Here is an 18749-nt window from a genome sequence, read left to right as displayed (position 1 = left end):
GCCCCCGCCCCGACGCCCGTTGATCGTTGGGCGGACGCTTCCCACAAATACTTCCGCACCACGTCGACAGGGGTGGCGGCCAACCCCACCAGCATCAACTCGGTGACCATCGCCGAGGCATCGGTGTCCAGCGGCAACGCGACCTTCGCAGCCGGCTACGCGGCCAACGCGGGCAGCGGCGGCTATGGCGTGGCGCTTGGCGCGCACAGCAATGCCCAGGGCGATGGCGCGTTGGCGCTGGGTCCGCACAGTAGCGCGGCCGTCGGCCATGCCGTGGCGGTGGGCGACGCCGCCAAGGCCACCCATGGGGGCTCGGTGGCGCTGGGCGCCAACGCGGAGACGGATCGCAACGACAGCGTGTCCGTGGGCAGCGCGTCCAGGCAGCGCCAGGTCACGCGGGTCGCCGCCGGCACGCAGTCGTCGGATGCACTCAACGTCGCGCAGCTGCGGTCGGCGGGTTTCGACCTCGATGGTGGCGGCAACGTGACCAACGATGCAGTGACCTACCAGGCCGGCAGCATCGCGTCGGGCAGTCCGCGCGTGGTGCTCGCGCCGGGCACGGGCAACAGCCAGTACTACCTGGATGGCGACCGCGCGAAGGGGCTGTTGCCCAAGGGCTCGGTGCTTTCCAACGTGGCCGACGGTGTCCAGGACACTGACGCTGCCAATCTCGGCCAGGTCAAGATCATCAGCCAGCGGAGCATCGACGATTTCCGCGCACGCTTCATGGCCCTCTCCGAGTCCGCGCAGGTTCCGGTGGTCCCGCCGGCCGCCACCATCGAGGACGTGGTCGAGCAGCAGGTCACGTTGACGGTGGAGGCGGCGCAGGACGCCGCTGTGCCGCCCGTCGCGATGGCGGAGGAACAGGCGCAGGCGCCGTCCCCCGCCGCGGTGCCCAGCGGTGGCAGCCAGATCGATTCGGGGGCCCAAGGCCGGCTGAAGAACCTGGAGAACGGCAACTGGTACCTGAAAGTGGCAGGCCGCGCCGACGGCGTCGGCCGCACCGGGCCCACCGACCAGGGCCAGAACCACGGCATTCCCGGTTCGATCGCCGTGGGCTCGGACGCGGCCACGCGTGCGCAGAACGGCATCTCGGTGGGTGTGCAGGCCCTGGTCACCGACAACGCGGGTGACGCGGTCGCCCTCGGTGCCGGCTCGGTGGCCAACGAGGCGAACACCGTATCGGTGGGCAGCCTCGGCAGACCCGAGGATGTCATCCAGAGCTACGACGCCAACAGCAATCCGGTGACGCTGCCGAGCGTGGCCAACACGCGTCGCATCGTGAACATGGCCGCGGGCTACAACGACAACGACGCGGTGAACGTGTCGCAGCTGGAAGGGGCCCTGGGCGGGCTGGGCGGCGGTGCGGCCGTGCAGCCGGATGGGTCGGTCAGCCGGCCGAGCTACGAAGTGGCAGGGACCAAGTACGACAATGTGGGCGACGCGCTGAAGGCGGCGGCGGCTGCCGACGCCGGCGCCGAACTGGCGGTGAAGTACAGCGACGCAGGCAAGGCGAAGGTTGCACTGCAGGGCAAGGACGGCACTACGCTCGCCAACGTCAAGGCGGGCGCGGCGGATGATCAGGCGGTCAACCTCAAGCAGCTGAAGGATGCCGGCGTGGCCGTCGATGACAGTGGCAAGGTGACCAGCAGCTTCGTCGCCTACGATGGCGCGGACAAGGGCAAAGTCACGTTTGCCGGCAAGGACGGCACGACACTCGCCAACGTCAAGGCGGGCGTGGCCGACCAGGATGCGGTGAACATCAAGCAGATCAAGGACAGCGGCATCATCGACGGCAGTGGCGTCGTGCAGAAGGCCGTGCTGTTCAACGCCGACGGCATCGAAGCCAACGCCAACGCCGATGGGAAGAAGCTGGCGAATCTCGCAGCGGGCAATCGCGACACCGACGCCGTGAACCTGAAGCAGCTCAAGGATGCTGGCGTGGCCGTCGATGACAGCGGCAAGGTGACCAGCAGCTTCGTCGCCTACGATGGCGCGGACAAGGGCAAGGTCACGTTTGCCGGCAAGGACGGCACGACACTCGCCAACGTCAAGGCAGGCGCTGCCGATACCGACGCCGTGAACCTGAAGCAGCTCAAGGACACCGGCCTGGTGGACGATGCCGGCAAGGCGCAGAAGGCCGTGATGTTCAACGCCGATGGCGCGACCGCGAACGCCAACGCCGAAGGCAAGCAGCTCGCCAACCTCGCCGCAGGCAGCCGCGATACCGATGCCGTCAACCTGAAGCAGCTCAAGGCGGCCGGCGTGGCCGTCGATGACAGTGGCAACGTGACCAGCAGCGTCGTCACCTACGATGGCGCGGACAAGGGCAAGGTCACGTTTGCCGGCAAGGACGGCACCACGCTCGCCAACGTCAAGGCGGGCGCTGCCGATACCGACGCCGTGAACCTGAAGCAGCTCAAGGACACCGGGCTGGTGGACGATGCCGGCAAGGCGCAGAAGGCCGTGATGTTCAACGCCGATGGCGCGACCGCGAACGCCAACGCCGAAGGCAAGCAGCTCGCCAACCTCGCCGCGGGCAGCCGCGATACCGATGCCGTCAACCTGAAGCAGCTCAAGGACGCAGGCATCAGCATCGATCCTGCCACCGGCAAGGTGACCAACGCGCTGGTGGCCTACGATGGCCCCGACAAGACCAAGGTCACGCTGGCGGGTGCGGGTGGCACCACCCTTTCCAACGTCAAGGCAGGCACTGCCGATACCGACGCCGTCAACGTGAAGCAGCTCAAGGACACCGGCCTGGTGGACGGCAGCGGCAACGTGCAGAAGGTCGTGTTGTTCAACGCCGACGGCGCAACCGCCAACGCAAACGCCGATGGCAAGCAGCTGGCCAACCTCGCCGCGGGCAGCCGCGACACCGATGCCGTCAACCTCAAGCAGCTCAAGGACGCGGGCATGACGGTGGATGGCAACGGCACCGTCACCAACAGCTTTGTCGCCTACGACAGCGGGAGCAAGGATCGCGTCACGCTCGCCGGCCCGGCGGGCACCACGCTCTCCAATGTGAAGGCGGGCGTGGCGGCCACCGACGCGGTCAACGTCGCGCAGTTGCAGGGCGCTGGCTTGATCGACGACAAGGGCAACCTGCGCAAGGCGGTGCTGTTCGATGGCCCCTCGGGCGAGGCAAACGTCGCCGGGCAGCGCATCGTCAACGTCAAGGCGGGCACCGCCGATACCGATGGCGCCAACATCAAGCAGCTCAAGGATGCGGGCCTGCAGGTCGATCCGACCACCGGCAACGTCACCAATGGCTTCGTGGCCTATGACACCGCCGACAAGGGAAAGGTCACGCTGCAGGGCACCGGCGGCACCGTGCTGGCCAACGTCAAGGCAGCCACGGCCGACGACCACGCGGTGAACCTGTCCCAGTTGAAGGAGGCGGGCATCGCGGTCGATCCAACGAGCGGCAAGGTCACCAATGCCGCGGTCATCTATGACGATGCCACCAAGCAGGTGGTCACCTTCGGCGGGGGTGCGGAAGGCACCGTCCTGCGTAACGTGCGTGCCGGCGTGGCCAGCACCGACGCGGCCAACGTCTCGCAGGTTCGTGGCCTGACGGAAACGCTCGGCGGTGGTGCGGGCGTGGCGCAGGACGGCGCCATCCGCCCGCCGACCTACACGCTCAACGGCACCCCGTACAACAACGTCGGCGACGCGCTCGGTGACCTGGATCGCCGCACGCTCGCCAACAGCGGGGACATCAACGACCTGAAGCAGGGCCGCGGCATCCGCTACTTCCGTGCGAACTCCACCGCGGAAGACGCATCGGCCACCGGCACCAATTCGCTGGCGGCGGGCGCGCTGTCCGAGGCAAGTGCCGAGAATGCATTGGCGGCAGGCACCAGTGCCCTGGCCAAGGCCAACGATGCAACGGCCGTCGGTTTCAACGCCCAGGCGTCCGCCGCCGGCGCCACCGCACTGGGAACCAAGGCGCTCGCCAGCCAGGCCCAGGCCGTCGCGGTGGGCCAGGCGTCCAGCGCGGGTGGCATCCGCTCGGTGGCCGTGGGCGCCGACGCCATCGCCAGTGTCGACAACGCCGCCAGCCTCGGCGCCAACGCCTCGGCCACGGCCAAGGACGCATTGGCACTGGGTGCCGCGTCCCGGGGCGCGCACGACAATGCCGTCGCCTTGGGTGCGGGCAGCACCACGGATCGCGCGGACAGCGTGGCGGTCGGCAACGCGACCAGGTCCCGCCAGATCGCCTTCGTGGGCGCCGGCACCGCCGACACCGATGCGGTCAACCTGAAGCAGTTGAAGGATGCCGGCATCAACGTGGATGGCAGCGGCAACGTCACCAACCGCTTCGTGGCCTATGACGCAGCCGACAAGGCCGCGGTCACCCTCGGCGGCACGAGCGGCACGACGCTGGCCAACGTCAAGGCCGGCAGCGCGGCGATGGATGCGGTGAACGTGACCCAGCTCAAGGGCGTCACCGCTGCCCTGGGCGGCGGCAGCGATGTCAACGCGGACGGCACCGTCAAGCGCCCGGCCTATCGCATCAACGACAACACCTACGACAACGTCGGCGACGCGCTCACCGCCGCGGCCACCGCGGGCAGTGCCGGGAATGCATTGGCCGTGCGCTACGCCGATGCCACCAAGGTACGCGTCGCGCTGGAAGGCGAGGGCGGCACCACGCTGGCCAACGTCAAGGCGGGCCAGGCTGACCTGGACGCGGTGAACGTCAAGCAGCTCAAGGATGCGGGGTTGGTGGACGGCGCGGGCAAGGTGCAGAAGGCCGTGCTGTTCGATGGCCCGAATGGCGAGGCCAATGCCGCCGGCAAGAAGGTGGTCGCCGTGGCCGCCGGCACCAGCGATACCGACGCCCTCAACGTGAAGCAGCTCAAGGATGCGGGCTTCACCTTCAACAACGCCGGCGTCATCACCAACAAGCGCATCACCTACACGCCGGGCACCATCGAGGCGGGTGCGCCGCGCGTGGATCTTGAGCCCGGCGCGGGCAAAAGTCGCTACTTCGCCGACACCAACGGCGACGGCGTGACCGAGTTGAATGCACCGCTGCCGAAGGGCACCCGCATCACCAACGTCGCCGATGGCGTGGAAGATACCGACGCGGCCAACCTGGGCATGGTCCGGGAAATCAGCCAGAACACGATGGACGGTTTGAACACCCGGCTGCCGCCGCGTAGCGCGCTGGCCAATCTGCCCACGGCGGCAACGCGCGTCGTGCCCATGGCCGCGATGGAACTATCGGCGGCCGCGGCGCCCGTCAACGGCAGCAACACCGACTCCGCGGGACGTGGCCGCTATCAGGTGCTGGAAAACGGCAACTGGTATCTCCAGGTGACCGGTCGCGCGGATGGCACCGGCCGGACGGGCCCGACGGACAGCGCGTTCACCGACAACCACGCAGGCGTCATCTCCATCGGTTCCGACAGCGGTACCGAAGCGGACAACGCCATCGCCTTCGGTACGCTGGCCCGCGCCACTGCAAGCGACGCGGTGGCGATCGGTACCGGCTCCGTCGCTGATCAGGAAAACACGGTGTCCGTCGGCAGCGCCACCGATCACGCCTACCAGGCCATCGCGGCGGGGCGCGAGGGCGCTACCACGCTGACCACCAAGGCCAACACCCGCCGTGTCGTCAACATGGCCGCCGGCCGTGGCGACAACGACGCGGTCAACGTCGGCCAGCTCAAGCAGGCGACCGCAGCCCTCGGCGGCGGTGCGGCGGTGCAGGGCGATGGCTCGGTGAAGGGACCGACCTACAGCGTGGGCGGCAATACCTACACCAACGTGGGGGATGCGCTGTCGGCGGTGAATGCCATCGCGGGCACCGGCAGCCCGCTGGGCCTCGTCTATGACGACGCCACCAAGGCGAAGGTGAGCTTCCAGGGCCAGGGTGGTACGACGCTGTCCAACGTCAAGGCGGGCACCGCCGATACTGATGCGGTCAACGTCTCGCAGCTGAAGTCTTCGGGCCTGGTGGATGACAAGGGCGCCGCCGTGGCGGCGGTCACCTACGACGACGCCAGCCGCGGCACCGTCACCCTGGGTGGAAAGGATGCCACCACGCCGGTGCGCCTGCGCAACGTCGCCGACGCGCAAGCAGATACCGACGCGGTGAACCTGAAGCAGCTGCGCAGCACGGGCCTGGTCGATGGCCAGGGCGCCACCCTGGATGCGGTGGTCTACGACGGGGATTCGGCCAAGGGCCGCGTTACCTTCGGCGGCGCGCAAGGCACGGTGCTGACGAACGTGGCCGATGGGCGCATCGCCGCGGGCAGCCGCGATGCGGTGAACGGCGGGCAGGTCGCCGCCCTGCGGGATTCGCTCACCAGTTCGATCAACGGCATCGACAAGCGCGTGATTACCCTGGAGAACACACCGGCGCCCGCCACCACGCCCAATCCCCTGGTCAATGTGCAAGGTCCGGGCAAGGAGGCGAATCCCGGCGTTACCGCGCAGGGGAGCGTGGCGATTGGTGCGGGAACCCGCGTGCCGGCCGCCGGTGGCATCGCCGTCGGTTCCGGCGCGCAGGTCACGGCCGAGGCCGCCAATGCCGTGGCGTTGGGCAGCGGCGCGGTGGCGGATCGAGCGAACAGCGTCTCGGTGGGTGCCGCCGGTCGCGAACGCGTGGTGGCCAACGTGGCCGACGGCGTGCGCGATACCGATGCGGCCAGCGTGCGGCAGGTGAACCAGGCGCAGGCATCGGCCAAGGACTACACCGATGCGCGGATCAATGACGCGTGGGGCACCCTCAACCGCGACATGGACGACATGAACCGCCAGGTCAATCGCGGCATCGCCGCGTCGGCTGCGCTGGTCAATGTCACGCCGTACCTGCCGGGCCGTACCGCGCTCAATGCAGGCGTGTCTTCCTATCGCGGAGAGGCGGCACTGGGTATTGGCTTGTCCCGTTGGAGCGACAACGGCCGCGTGAACTTCAACGCGGGCATTTCGGCGGCCAAGGATGACGAGCCGATCTACCGCGTCGGCATGGGCTTCGTGTTCTGACCTGAAGCGCCGGTGGGACGTCCGGTGGGCGCATGCCCGCCGGTCGTCCGTCGATCCCTGATGCGGCGGTGCCCCGGTACCGCCGCCTTCGACAAGAGTGAACTTCCATGTTGAATCTGAAATCCGCACGGGCTGCCGGACGGGTGTTGCCCGTGGTCGCATTGCTGGCCGGGTGTGGTGGTTACAGCCAGGTGCGCGACGGCGCGACCGAGCAGCCGGTATGGCCTGAAATGGGTGCGGCACGCCCCATCGTGCCGGCCACCATGCGCCCGGACCTGGACAAGCTGCGCAAGGTGCAGGCCGGCATGACCAAGACCGAGGTATACGCGCTGATCGGCCACCCGCAGTACCGGGAAGGCTTGGTGGGCGTAAACGAGTGGAACTTCGTCTTCCAGCTGCCCGACGGCAGCGGCGGCACCACCACCTGCCAATACAAGGTGCTGTTCGACAATGCGGCGTTGGCCCGCAATTTCTACTGGCATCCGGTCGCCTGCGCGGACCGGCTGAATCCGGCGCCGCCCGTGGCGGCTGCACCGGCCGCGCCCGCGCAGACCCGCACGCTGGACCTGTCTACCGACATGCTGTTCGAGTTCGACAGTGACCGCCTCCGCTCCGAAGGCATCCGGATGCTGGACGAGCGCGTCGTCTCCGCGTTGACCGACGCGCAGCGCCTGCAGGGTATCCGGTTGATCGGCTACGCTGACCGCCTGGGCGCCGATGACTACAACATGACGTTGTCGCAAAGGCGCGCCGATGCGGTGAAGGCACATCTGGTGGCGAAGGGCGTACCGGCGCAGAACATCCAGGCCGAGGGGCGTGGTGAGGCCGATCCCGTCGTGGATTGCCAGCAGCAAAGCCGTCCCGCGCTGATCGCCTGCCTGGCATCGAACCGTCGTGTACGGGTGGAAATCACCGTGGACAAGTGAACCGGCCCGCCCGGTCTTCGCGAGAAGGCCGGGCATGGCCACGGGCGTGCGGTATCAACGGGCAGGCATTGCGGCCGGTGCCGGGTAGCGCAGCATCAGCGCCCGCGTCACGCCGTTGCTCCAGCCGAAGCCATCCTGCAGCGGATACTCGCCACCGCCGCCGGCTTGCGCGTCCGGGTCGCTGGCGTACTTCTCCACCAGCTTGTGGTCCTGCGCGTAAACCGTCTGCACCCGCGAAAGAAAGCCGGTGGCGATGCGTTCGGCGAGGGCATCTTCGCGATAGCGCGCCAGTCCCTCGACCGCCACCCATTGCAGCGGCGCCCACAGGTTCGGCGCATCCCATTGCTGCCCGGTGCGTTCGCGCGTCGTGGCCAGCCCGCCGGGCGTGAGCAGTTCGGCCTGCGCCGTGCGCGCGGTCTGCCGGGCCTGCTCGTCATTCGACAGCCCTGCGTACAAGGGAAACAACATCGCGGCGGTCGGCTGATCGCTGATCTTCCGCTGCCGCCAGTCGTAATCGGCCCAGAAGCCCGCGGGGTTCCACAGGTGCGCCGCCATGGCCTGCCGTCGCGCGCCGGCATGGGCGCGGAAGTCTCGCGAACACACGGCGTCGGCCGCCTGCTCGCAGGCGACGGCAATGGTGGTTTCCAGGTGGTAGAGCAGGCTGTTGAGGTCCACCGGGACGATCGCCGTCGTGCGGATCGTCTGCAGTTGCCGGCGGTCGCCCAGCCAGCGCGAGGAGAAATCCCAGCCACTTTCGGCTGCCGCCCGCAGGTCGCGATAGACCTCGGCAGCTGGCCGGCCCTTCGCCGCGGTGGCCGTCTGGACATCCTGGAGATATGACTCGGTGCGCGGTGTATCGCGTGCATCCCAATAGCGATTGAGCACGCTGCCGTCTTCCAGGCGAACGACGTGCTGGCTCGCCTGCCCCGGCTTCAGCCCCTGCGCGCCGGCCATCCAGTAGGCGTACTCGCGCCGCAACTGCGGCAGGTAGCGCACGCGCAGCGCGGGCCCTTCGTGGTCAGCCTCCAGTTCCACCATGTGCGAAAAGAACGGGGGCTGCGAACGTGACAGGTAGTAGCTGCGCGTGCCGTTGGGAATATGCCCGTAGGTGTCGATCAGGTGCGCGAAGTCCACCAGCATGTCGCGCGCACGCGCCCCTTCGCCGCTGGCGTGCAGGCCGAGCATCGTGAAGTAGGAATCCCAGTAGTACATCTCGCCGAAGCGTCCTCCCGGCACCACGTATGGGCGTGGCAGCGGCAGCTGGCTGCCATGGTCGGGCACCTGGCGGCTGTCGCGGCTGAGCAGCGGCCAGAGTGCATCGATATGCGCGGCCAGCGGTGCGTCGGCGGGAAGCACGGGCGTGGCGGGCGGCGGCGTGGCGCGGAAGCGCGCATCGACGAACGCCTTCAGGTCGAAACCGGGCATGCCGCGCTGCGCGAGATACGCCGCCTCGATCTGCGCGGGCGCCTGCAATGGTTGCAGGTCGGGAAAGGTCTTCTGGTCGTCGAAAACCTGGCCGCGCTGTACGGCCTGGAACAGCGTCGGCATCGTGACATCCGCCGCGGCCGGGGCCTGCGTCGTGACCGCTTGCGCCGGGGCGGCGGGGCGCTCGCGCGCGTGTACGGCAGGCACGCACAGCGACGCAGCCAATGCGATGGCGAGGAAGCGGGGCAAGGCGCGATGTTCAGGCATGGCAGGACTCCCTTGAATGCCGACCTACCGTATCGCATCCCCCGTGACGCGCCGTGCGCGATGGTCGCGGTGCACGTGATGGGTATCGCACACGCCGGCTGCACGCGCCGCATGCTTTCGTCTGCTTCCCCCGGCGCCCTTCGCGTGCCGGGGAAGGAGGCCGCTGGTGCCCAACCCGTTGCTCCACGCACTCACGGTGATCGCGCTGTGCGGCGGCCTGTGTGCCGCGCCCGTGCTGCACGCGCGCACGATCTACCGCTGCGTGCGCGACGGCACCGTCAGCATGTCAACCGCGCCGGAGCCGGGGTCGCGTTGCCAGGCGCACCAGGTAGAGGACAACGCCGTGCAGGCGCCGAACCTGTGGGGCAACTTCGGTGTCTTCAGCGGCACGCTGTACGAACGCGAGCAGGATGGGGTGACGGTGTACTCCACGCGCAACCTGCCCGGCTCGCGCCCGTACCTGCGCTTCACCGTGAACACGCCACCGGGCGAGCCGGCGCATCCGGGCCTGGGCCACGTCGGCAAGCCGCAACTGGACCGCTACCCGAAAGCATTCCGCGCCGCCGCGAAGAAGACCGGCGTCGAGGACGCCTGGCTGCGTGCCATCGCGCATGCCGAAAGCGGCTTCGAACCCCGCGCCGTCTCGTCGAAGGGCGCGCTGGGCGTGATGCAGCTGCTGCCGGAAGTGGCTACCGAGTACGGCGTGGCCGACCCGTTCTCCCCGGAGCAATCCATCGATGGCGGCGCGCGACACATGCGCTGGTTGCTGGCGCGTTACCATGGCGATCGAACACTGGCGGTTGCCGCCTACAACGCCGGGGTCGGTGCGGTGGCGCGGTACAACGGCGTACCACCGTATGCCGAAACGCGCGAGTACGTGGCCAAGGTGTTCACGCTCTACGCCCGCTATCGGCAGGCGATGGGCAACCCCGTCGAACGCCCGGCGCCTTGAAGGTGAACGCGCGCTGCACCTGACAGGGCGCAGAACGAATTCCAAACGCTTGCCGCCGTTCACCTCGTTAGATTTGTCGACTTCGACCGGGGCACAGGCACGGGACAAACTCGACAGCAAAGCCATCGTGCCGCTTGCGGACGTGGCGCGACAGGTAGCGGAATCTCGTGGCGGCATCGAAACGGACAAGCAGGGACGACACTTTTGCGCATCGCGCCGGCGCGGTGCTGTTCACCGTCCTGGTGCTGGTCTTGATGTTCCGCGTGCTGCTGCACACGCCCTCGCCTTCACCACATGCGGCCGACACCGCGCTGCAGGTCACCTTCATCACCCGCGAGGCGCCGCCGGCACCGCGTGCAACCGCGCCGGAAGACGTGACGCCTGTTGCGCGCCCGCCCGCGACCGCCAGCGAACATCCGCGCCCGCCGACGCCGCCGACGGTCGCGGCGACGTCCCCGCCGCCGCCCGCCAGCGAGCGCATGGCCGCCACGCTGTATTCGCGCACCGGCAGCGCCCGCCTGGCCGACGCGACCGCGGTGAATCCGTTCGCCGAGCCCGACGCCTCGCCCCCCGGCACCGAGAATGCACGCGAGCTCGCGCGCGCGAAGAAGGTGCTGGAGCGTCCGAACCCCATCGACTACAAGCCCACCGCCTTCGACAAGGACTGGACCACCGACGGCACGCTCGGCGACGTGGCGATGCAGGGCATCGGCCGCGGCATGAAGAAGATCAACAAGGCGATCTTCGGCCCGGATATCCAGGCCGCGAAGGCGCGTCCGCCGCCGGACGTGCGTTTCAATCCGGCGCTGCACGAACGCCAGCAGGACCTCGGCAGCGAAGCGACGGGCGATGCCTACAAGGCCGCGCCGATCGCCTTCGAGAAAGCGCCGGGCCACGACGGCGAAGCAAGCCGGCGCATCCGCGACGCGCTGGCCGAACTGCAGTCGCAAACCGCCGCCTGCGAGCCGGCGCGGATGCAGCCGCTGCTGGCCACCGTGCGCACGCATCTGGGCGAGCTGGAACAGGTCGAGCGCGCCTACGCCAAGGGCGCCGATCCGGTGATGGCCGAACAGCTGCTGCCGAGGCAGGCGGATAGCGCCTACGATCTCGCCCGCCGCGCGCTCTGGTACGCCCGCGAGAAGACCGCCGACTGCCGGCGCTGAAGCCCGCGCCGCACCGCGCTGTCCCCCACGCACGTCCGTTCGCGTTTGCCGTGCGCGCGGGCTTGGCCATGCATGCGGCTTCACCACGGCTTCGCGCGAATGCGCGAACGATGGGCGCGGGGGGAATGGCCCCGGATGGCCAGGCGCGGCGGGGATGCACAGTGGCACCGCAGGCGGGGACATCGGGAATCTGTGCGGGGCGATGGCTCCATGCCGGAGCGTCGCCAACTCCTTGGGTGCAATCATGAAGCAGACTCAAAACGCGGTGGGGTCGGCGGCGTTCGGTCCGCTGGTCTTTCTTTCGCTGCAGCACGTGGCGCGCGGGCAATGCCCGCAGGCGCCCACCAACGAGGAACGCGTGCGCGCGTTCCGCAATGCCCAACCGGTCTACCAGGGCAACGATTACGACTGGGCATTCCGCCACGCCGCGATGCAGGTTGCCGTCTGAACCTGCGCGCGCGGGCATGAAAAAAGCCGCGGGGCGCGTGCCCCGCGGCTTTAATGGCGTGCGGTCGCGTACGACCGTCGCGCTTACTTCTTCGCCGGCTGGGCCGACTTGCCGGCGACGGGCTTGCCGTTGGCATCGAGGATCTGCACCTCGCCCAGGTTGAGCGCGCGCACCGGCGCCTCGATCTTCTCCAGGTCGCCGACGATCACCCAGGTCATCGCCTTCGGCTGCACGATTTCCTCGATCGCCTTCTGCGCGGCCGGCTGGTCCACCGCTTCCAGGCGTGACTTCAGCGTCTGCACGTAGTCGTCCGGACGGTTGAACTTGACGATCGCCTCCATCGCGCCGAGCACCGCGCTGGTGGTCTCGTAGCTGCCCGGCAGGGCACGGATGCGCTGGTTGCGGATCTTCGCCACCTCGGCCTCGGTCAGCGGCTTGTCGCCGATCACCGCCACCGCTTCCTTCTGCACCTCGGCCGCCGACTCGGCGGTCTTGTCGGTCTGCACCGGGGCGAAGAACAGGAACGGGCGCTGGCCCTGCGCATCCATCAGGAAGCTCTGCGCGCCATAGGCCCAGCGCTTGTCCTCGCGCAGGTTCATGTTCAGGCGCGAGGTGAAGGTGCCGCCGAACGCGCCGTTGGCCACGCCGATGGCGAGGTTGTTCTGCGCCTTCGTCGAGGGGGCCAGCAGGCCGGCCAGGATCAGCGACTGCGGGGCGTCATCGCGGTTGATCAGGAACACCCGCGGCTTGGCCTGCGCGGCCACTTCGCCGACGTTCTTCTTCGGCACCGCGCCCGCCGGGGCCTGCCAGTCGCCGAAGGCGGCATCCAGCTGCGGGATGATCTTCTCCAGCGTGGTGTCGCCCGCGACCAGGATGCGCACGTTGTCCGGGCGCAGCCACTGCGACTGGAAGCGGCGCAGGTCATCGGCGGTCAGCGACTTGATCGACGCCTCGTCGCCACTGCCGGTCAGCGGGATGCTGTAGGCGTGGCCCTTGCCGTACAGCAGCGGCGGCAGGGTACGCAGCGCCAGGCCGTTGGGCTGGGTCTTCTCCTGGGCGATGCCGGCCAGCCACTGCGCGCGGATGCGCTCGATGTCCTCGGCCTTGAACGCCGGGTTGCGCACGGTGTCGGCGAACAGTGCCAGCGACGGCTGCAGCTGGTCGTTGAGCGCGTTGAGCGAGGCGCCGCACACGTCCAGGTCGCAGTCGGTGCCGATGATCGCGCCCAGGCGCTGGCGGCGCTTGGCCACTTCCACCGAATCGAGCGACTTGGTGCTCTCGCCCAGCAGCGTGGCGGTAAAGCTGGCGGTGCCGAGCTTGCCGCCCTGGTCAGCCGCGTAGCCGCTGTCGAACATCAGCTGGATCTGCGTCACCGGGATGGTGTTGCGCTCGGCCAGCACCACCTCGATGCCGTTCTTGAGCTTGCCGCGCTGCAGGGCCGGGAAGCTCAGGCTCGGGAACTGGCTGGTATCCGGCACGCCCTTGCTGCGGTCCACGGTGCTCTTGGCGACCTTGAACTTGCTGCCGGCGCTGGCCGGCAGTTTCGTGGCCGGCTTGCCTTCGGCGGCGGGCAGGGCGACGACGGCCTTGTCCTCGGCGTCCGGGTCGAAGCCTTCGCCGGCCGGCAGCACGGTCAGCAGGTAATCGCCCTTGCCGAACCAGGCCTGCGAAGCCTTCTGCACGGAAGCCGGGGTGGCCGCGGCGGCGCGCTCCAGATCCTTGCGATAGGCGCCCGGGTCACCGCGATACACCTGGCCCTCGGCCAGGATCACCGCCTTGCCACCGAAGCCGCCGACCTTCTCCAGGCCGCGCACGAAGCCGGCGCGGTACGCCACCTGCGCGCGCTGCAGCTCGTCGGCGGTCGGGCCTTCGGCGAGGAACTTCTTCAGCTCGTCGGCAATGGCCGCTTCCACCTTCGCCGGGTCCACGCCGTCCTTCACGTCGGCCTGGATCTGCACCTGGCTGGCCAGCGCGAACGGCTGGATCGCCGCGGAGACGTCATCGACCAGCTTGTCCTGGTAGACGAGGCGCTGGTACAGGCGAGAGGTCTTGCCGCCGCCGAGCACGGTGGTGGCCAGGTCCAGCGCGATCGCGTCATCGGTGCCCAGCTGCGGGGCGACCCAGGTGCGGTAGATGCGCGGCTGCGAGACGTGGTCATGCTGCACGCCGCGCGTCTGCTTCGGCAGCGCGGTGATCCACGGCTGCTGGCGCGACACCGGCTGGCCGGCCGGGATGTCGCCGAAGTACTTCTCCGCCTTCGCCTTGGCCTCGGCCACGGTGATGTCGCCAGCCAGCACCAGCGTGGTGTTGGCGGCGCCGTAGTTGTCGGTGAACCACTTCTTGACGTCTTCCAGCGAGGCGGCGTCGAGGTCTTCCATCGAGCCGATGGTGTCGTGCTGGTACGGATGGTTGGCCGGGAACACGTTGGACAGGATGTTCTGGTCCACGCGGCCATACGGGCGGTTCTCGCCCTGGCGCTTCTCGTTCTGCACCACGCCGCGCTGGGTATCGAGCTCCGGCTGGCCGATCGCGCCGAGCAGGTGGCCCATGCGGTCGGACTCCATCCACAGCGCGGTATCCAGCGCGGTGGTGGGTACGGTCTCGAAGTAGTTGGTGCGGTCAAACCAGGTCGTGCCGTTCATGTCGGTCGCGCCGACTTTCTCGAACGGCTGGAAATAGGTGCCCTTGTGGTTCTCCGAGCCGGAGAACATCAGGTGCTCGAACAGGTGGGCGAAGCCCGTGCGGCCGGTCGGCTCGTCGGCCGAGCCGATGTGGTACCAGATGCTGACCGCCACCACCGGCGCCTTGTGGTCTTCGTGCACCACCACGGTCAAACCGTTCGGCAGCGTGAAGCGCGTATAGGCGATATCCGGGATGCCCGCCTCGGCGGCGGCATTCCTGGCCAGTGATTCGGGCGCGGCGAAGGCATTCGGCGCGGCGAGCCCGGCACCGGCGGCCAGGGCGCCGGCGATCAGCAGGGAAAGCGGTCGGATCATGGAGTCCTCCTTGGACGTGTCGAACGCCCGAGGCTAGACGTTCGGCGCGCCGACGGAAAGTGACCAACGGCAGGGATCGCGGCCCGCCCGCGCCGGCATGGCCGCGGCGGGCGCTGCCGTGGGAAAATGCGCTCCCCCGCGTCCGTTCCCGCCCTGCCAGCGCCTGCCGGCCGGCGCGGCACGCCTGCTCCGCCGTCCGGTAGTCCTCCATGTCCTTCCTCCGCAACGAACTGTCCCAGTGGCGCGCCGCGCCCGCGCGCGAACTGATGGCCGGCGCCGTCGCCACCTTCGCGCTGATTCCCGAGGTCATCGCCTTCGCCGCGGTGGCCGGTGTCGATCCGCAGGTGGGCCTGTTCGCCTCCTTCGTCATCGGCATCGTCATCGCCTTCTGCGGGGGGCGCCCGGCGATGATCTCGGCCGCCGCCGGTTCGGTGGCGCTGGTGGCCGCGCCGCTGGTGGCCGCGCATGGGCTGCCGTACCTGCTGGCCGCCGGCGTGCTGGCCGGCCTGCTGCAGGTCGTCTTCGGGCTGCTGCGGCTGGGCGTGCTGATGCGCTTCGTCAGCAGTTCGGTGCGTACCGGCTTCGTCAATGCGCTGGCGATCCTGATCTTCTCGGCCCAGCTGCCACACGTGCTCGGCGCGAACATCGCCAGCTGGGCGATGCTCGCGCTCGGCGTGGCGCTGATCTACGGCCTGCCGCGGCTGCGCCTGCCGGGCCTGTCGGCGATTCCCTCGCCGCTGCTCTGCGTGGGCGTGCTCACGCTGGCGGCGGTGTGGCTGGACTTGCCGGTCAAGACCGTCGCCGATCTGGGCAAGCTGCCGGATTCGCTGCCGCATCCGCAGTGGCCGGGCGTGCCGCTGACGCTGGAGACGCTGCGCATCATCGCGCTGCCCGCGCTGGCGATCGCGATGGTGGGCCTGCTCGAATCGATGATGACCGCGCGCGTGGTCGACGAACTCACCGACACCCCGAGCGACAAGAACCGCGAATGCACCGGCCTGGGCATCGCGAACGTGGCGGCGAGCTTCTTCGGCGGCATCGCCGGCTGCGGCATGATCGGCCAGACCGTGGGCAACGTGAAATACGGCGGGCGCAGCCGCCTGTCCACGCTGTTCGCCGGCGTGCTGCTGCTGGTGCTGATGGTGCTGCTGCGCCCGTGGGTGGCGCAGGTGCCGGTGGTGGCGCTGGTCGCGGTGATGGTGATGGTCTCGGTGGAGACCTTCGACTGGCGTTCGCTGCGCCAGCTGGTGCGCCACCCGCGCACGTCCTCGGCGGTGATGCTGGCCACGGTGGGCGTCACGCTGGCCACGCATAACCTGGCGGCCGGCGTGGGCATTGGCGTGCTGCTGAGCGGCGTGTTCTTCGCCTTCAAGGTGGCCGGGCTGATGCGCGTGGAAGGCGCCGTGGTGGACGGCGTGCAGGTGTGGAAGGTGAGCGGGCAGGTGTTCTTCGCCTCGGCCGATGCCTTCCTCGACGCCTTCGACCCGCGCGAGGTGCCCGGCCAGCGCGTGCGCATCGACGTGAGCCGCGCGCATTTCTGGGACATCACCGCCGCCGCGGCGCTGGACCAGGCGATCCAGCGCCTGCGCCACCACGGGCTGGAGGTGTCGCTGGTGGGGCTGGATCCGCACAGCCGCCGGCTGCTGTCGCGCGTGGGTGCGGCCGAGGGCTACGACCCGGCGTTGTGACGCGCCGCGGCACGCATTCCAGCCCAAAAGTCACGTGCCAGCCGGGCCAACCCATGCCTACACTCGGGGATTGTTCAACACCTCCGAGGTGCAGGGTGAAGCGAGTCATGGTGGGAGTGCTGGCGCTGTCGGTGTCGACGGCGTTGTTCGCGGCGACGCCGCAGTTCGACGGCAAGCGCATTTCGCAGGACGTGAAAGTCCTGGCCTCCGACGAATATGAAGGCCGCGGCCCGGCCACGGCCGGCGAAGAGAAGACCATCGCCTACCTGAGCCAGCAGTTCCAGGCCGCCGGCCTGCAGCCGGGCGGCGACCTGCAGGACGGCAAGCGCCTGTGGACGCAGGCCGTGCCGCTGCGCAAGGCCGATATCGTCGGCACGCCGAGCCTGTCGGTGGACGTGAAGGGCAAGGCCCAGCCGCTCACCCAAGGCCAGGAGATCGCCATCCGCGCCGCGCTCGATGGTTCCAGCACGGTGGACGTGCGCAACGCGCCGCTGGTGTTCGTCGGCTATGGCGTCAACGCGCCGGAGCGCAAGTGGGACGACTTCAAGGGCGTGGACCTGAAGGGCAAGATCGCCGTCGTGCTGATCAACGACCCGGACTTCGAGACCGGCAAGGGCGATTTCGACGGCAAGGGCATGACCTACTACGGTCGCTGGACCTACAAGTACGAGGAAGGCGCGCGCCAGGGCGCGCTCGGCGTGCTGGTGGTGCACGAGACGGCGCCGGCGTCCTATGGCTGGGCCACGGTGGCCAGCTCCAACACCAACACGATGTTCGACGTGGTGCGCGACCAGCCGTCGGCCAGCCATCCGAAGATCGAGGGCTGGATCCAGCGCGACCTGGCGGTGCAGCTGTTCAAGCAGTCCGGCCTGGATTTCGATGCGCTGAAGAAGCAGGCGCAGTCGCGCGATTTCAAGCCGGTGGTGCTGAAGGGCGAGGGCTTGAGCGCGCGCTATGACGTGAAGAGCGAGGTGATCACGTCTCACAACGTGGTGGCGCGCCTGGAAGGCAGCCGCAAGCCGGACGAGACGCTGGTGTACAGCGCGCACTGGGACCACATCGGCGTGGGCAAGCCGGATGCGAACGGGGACACGATCTTCAATGGCGCGCTCGACAACGCGAGCGGCACCGCCGCATTGCTGGAGCTGGCGCGCGGGTTTGCCGCCGGTCCGAAGCCGGAGCGTTCGGTGGTGTTCCTGGCGGTGACGGCCGAGGAGAAGGGGCTGCTGGGTTCGGAGTTCTACGCGTCCAAGCCGCTGTATCCGCTGGAGAAGACGGTGGCGGTGATCAACATGGATGGCATGAGCCCGGCGGTGCCGTCGCGCGATTTCGGGATCTATGGCACGGCCAAGCTCGAGCTGCTGGATGACCTGAAGGCGGTGGCGGGCCAGCGCGGGCTGCGCTACACGCCCGATCCGAAGCCGGAAGCGGGTTACTTCTTCCGTTCCGATCATTTCTCCTTCGCCAAGCGCGGCGTGCCGGCGCTGTCGTATTCGGCCGGGCAGGATTGGGAAGTGGGGGGCGTCGCGGCGGGCAAGGCGGCGGCGGACGATTACACGGCCAAGCGCTATCACCAGCAGGGCGATGAGTGGCAGCCGGATTGGACGTTCGCCGGGGCTGCGCGCGATCTGTCCATCCTCTACACGCTGGGGATGCAGCTGGCCGATTCCGGCCAGTGGCCTAACTGGAGTGCGGATTCGGAGTTCCGCGCTACGCGCGATGCCAGTGCGGGGCAACGGAAGTAACTTGCTGGGATGGGAGGGGAGGGGCGGCCTGGGGCCGCCCTTTCTGTTTGCGCGGGTTTGTTTTTGTTGGCCTGCGATGTTGATCGGCGTGCTGGGATCCCTGCACGGCCCGCGGGGGCGGGGCCTTTTCGGGACACGCC

Annotated in this window: 9 protein-coding genes; 7 read left to right on the top strand and 2 right to left on the bottom strand. The window is 68.9% G+C overall.

The genetic code is table 11. The features are described 5' to 3' along the window. Positions 1–102: 102 nt before the first annotated feature. Together ARC20_RS14785 and ARC20_RS14780 are read left to right on the top strand one after the other, a co-directional pair. On the top strand, positions 103–6999 hold the full coding sequence (locus tag ARC20_RS14785) for a YadA-like family protein (protein WP_237642604.1): 6897 nt from the start codon (positions 103–105) through the stop codon (positions 6997–6999). 152 nt (positions 7000–7151) lie between these two features. Further along, positions 7152–7925, top strand: a complete 774-nt coding sequence (locus tag ARC20_RS14780; protein WP_237642603.1) for an OmpA family protein — start codon at positions 7152–7154, stop codon at positions 7923–7925. Positions 7926–7979: 54 nt separating this feature from the next. On the opposite strand, the gene treA is transcribed toward ARC20_RS14780, so the two are convergent. After that, a complete protein-coding gene (gene treA / locus ARC20_RS14775; RefSeq protein ID WP_081418221.1) occupies positions 7980–9617 on the bottom strand; it encodes an alpha,alpha-trehalase TreA in 1638 nt (545 codons plus the stop codon). A 196-nt stretch (positions 9618–9813) separates the two neighbouring features. Here treA and ARC20_RS14770 point away from each other — a divergent pair, with 196 nt between their 5' ends. From ARC20_RS14770 to ARC20_RS14760, 3 genes are all read left to right on the top strand, one after another. Further along, on the top strand, positions 9814–10569 hold the full coding sequence (locus ARC20_RS14770) for a lytic transglycosylase domain-containing protein (protein WP_425478477.1): 756 nt from the start codon (positions 9814–9816) through the stop codon (positions 10567–10569). 224 nt (positions 10570–10793) lie between these two features. Beyond that, complete coding sequence (locus ARC20_RS14765; protein WP_081418220.1) at positions 10794–11732, top strand: hypothetical protein; 939 nt, start codon at positions 10794–10796, stop codon at positions 11730–11732. A 244-nt stretch (positions 11733–11976) separates the two neighbouring features. Then, entirely contained in the window at positions 11977–12180 is a 204-nt protein-coding gene (locus tag ARC20_RS14760) for a hypothetical protein (RefSeq protein ID WP_146165814.1), read from the top strand. An 83-nt stretch (positions 12181–12263) separates the two neighbouring features. On the opposite strand, the gene ARC20_RS14755 is transcribed toward ARC20_RS14760, so the two are convergent. Continuing rightward, entirely contained in the window at positions 12264–15176 is a 2913-nt protein-coding gene (locus tag ARC20_RS14755; protein ID WP_057648455.1) for a M16 family metallopeptidase, read from the bottom strand. A 209-nt stretch (positions 15177–15385) separates the two neighbouring features. Here ARC20_RS14755 and ARC20_RS14750 point away from each other — a divergent pair, with 209 nt between their 5' ends. Together ARC20_RS14750 and ARC20_RS14745 are read left to right on the top strand one after the other, a co-directional pair. Next, a complete protein-coding gene (locus ARC20_RS14750; RefSeq protein WP_057648453.1) occupies positions 15386–16864 on the top strand; it encodes a SulP family inorganic anion transporter in 1479 nt (492 codons plus the stop codon). A gap of 95 nt (positions 16865–16959) precedes the next feature. Next, the gene (locus tag ARC20_RS14745) at positions 16960–18609 is read left to right on the top strand and encodes a M28 family metallopeptidase (protein WP_057648452.1); all 1650 of its coding nucleotides are present in this window, start codon (positions 16960–16962) and stop codon (positions 18607–18609) included. Positions 18610–18749 lie beyond the last annotated feature (140 nt).

The organism is Stenotrophomonas panacihumi (assembly GCF_001431645.1).
Taxonomy (GTDB): Bacteria; Pseudomonadota; Gammaproteobacteria; order Xanthomonadales; family Xanthomonadaceae; genus Stenotrophomonas_A; species Stenotrophomonas_A panacihumi.
This window is presented reverse-complemented; position numbering and strand designations above follow the sequence as displayed.

Coding starts and splice junctions, on each gene's coding strand:
- ARC20_RS14750 (WP_057648453.1), top strand. CDS start 15,386: ATGTCCTTCCTCCGCAACGAACTGTCCCAGTGGCGCGCCGCGCCCGCG.
- ARC20_RS14755 (WP_057648455.1), bottom strand. CDS start 15,176: ATGATCCGACCGCTTTCCCTGCTGATCGCCGGCGCCCTGGCCGCCGGT.
- ARC20_RS14760 (WP_146165814.1), top strand. CDS start 11,977: ATGAAGCAGACTCAAAACGCGGTGGGGTCGGCGGCGTTCGGTCCGCTG.
- treA (WP_081418221.1), bottom strand. CDS start 9,617: ATGCCTGAACATCGCGCCTTGCCCCGCTTCCTCGCCATCGCATTGGCT.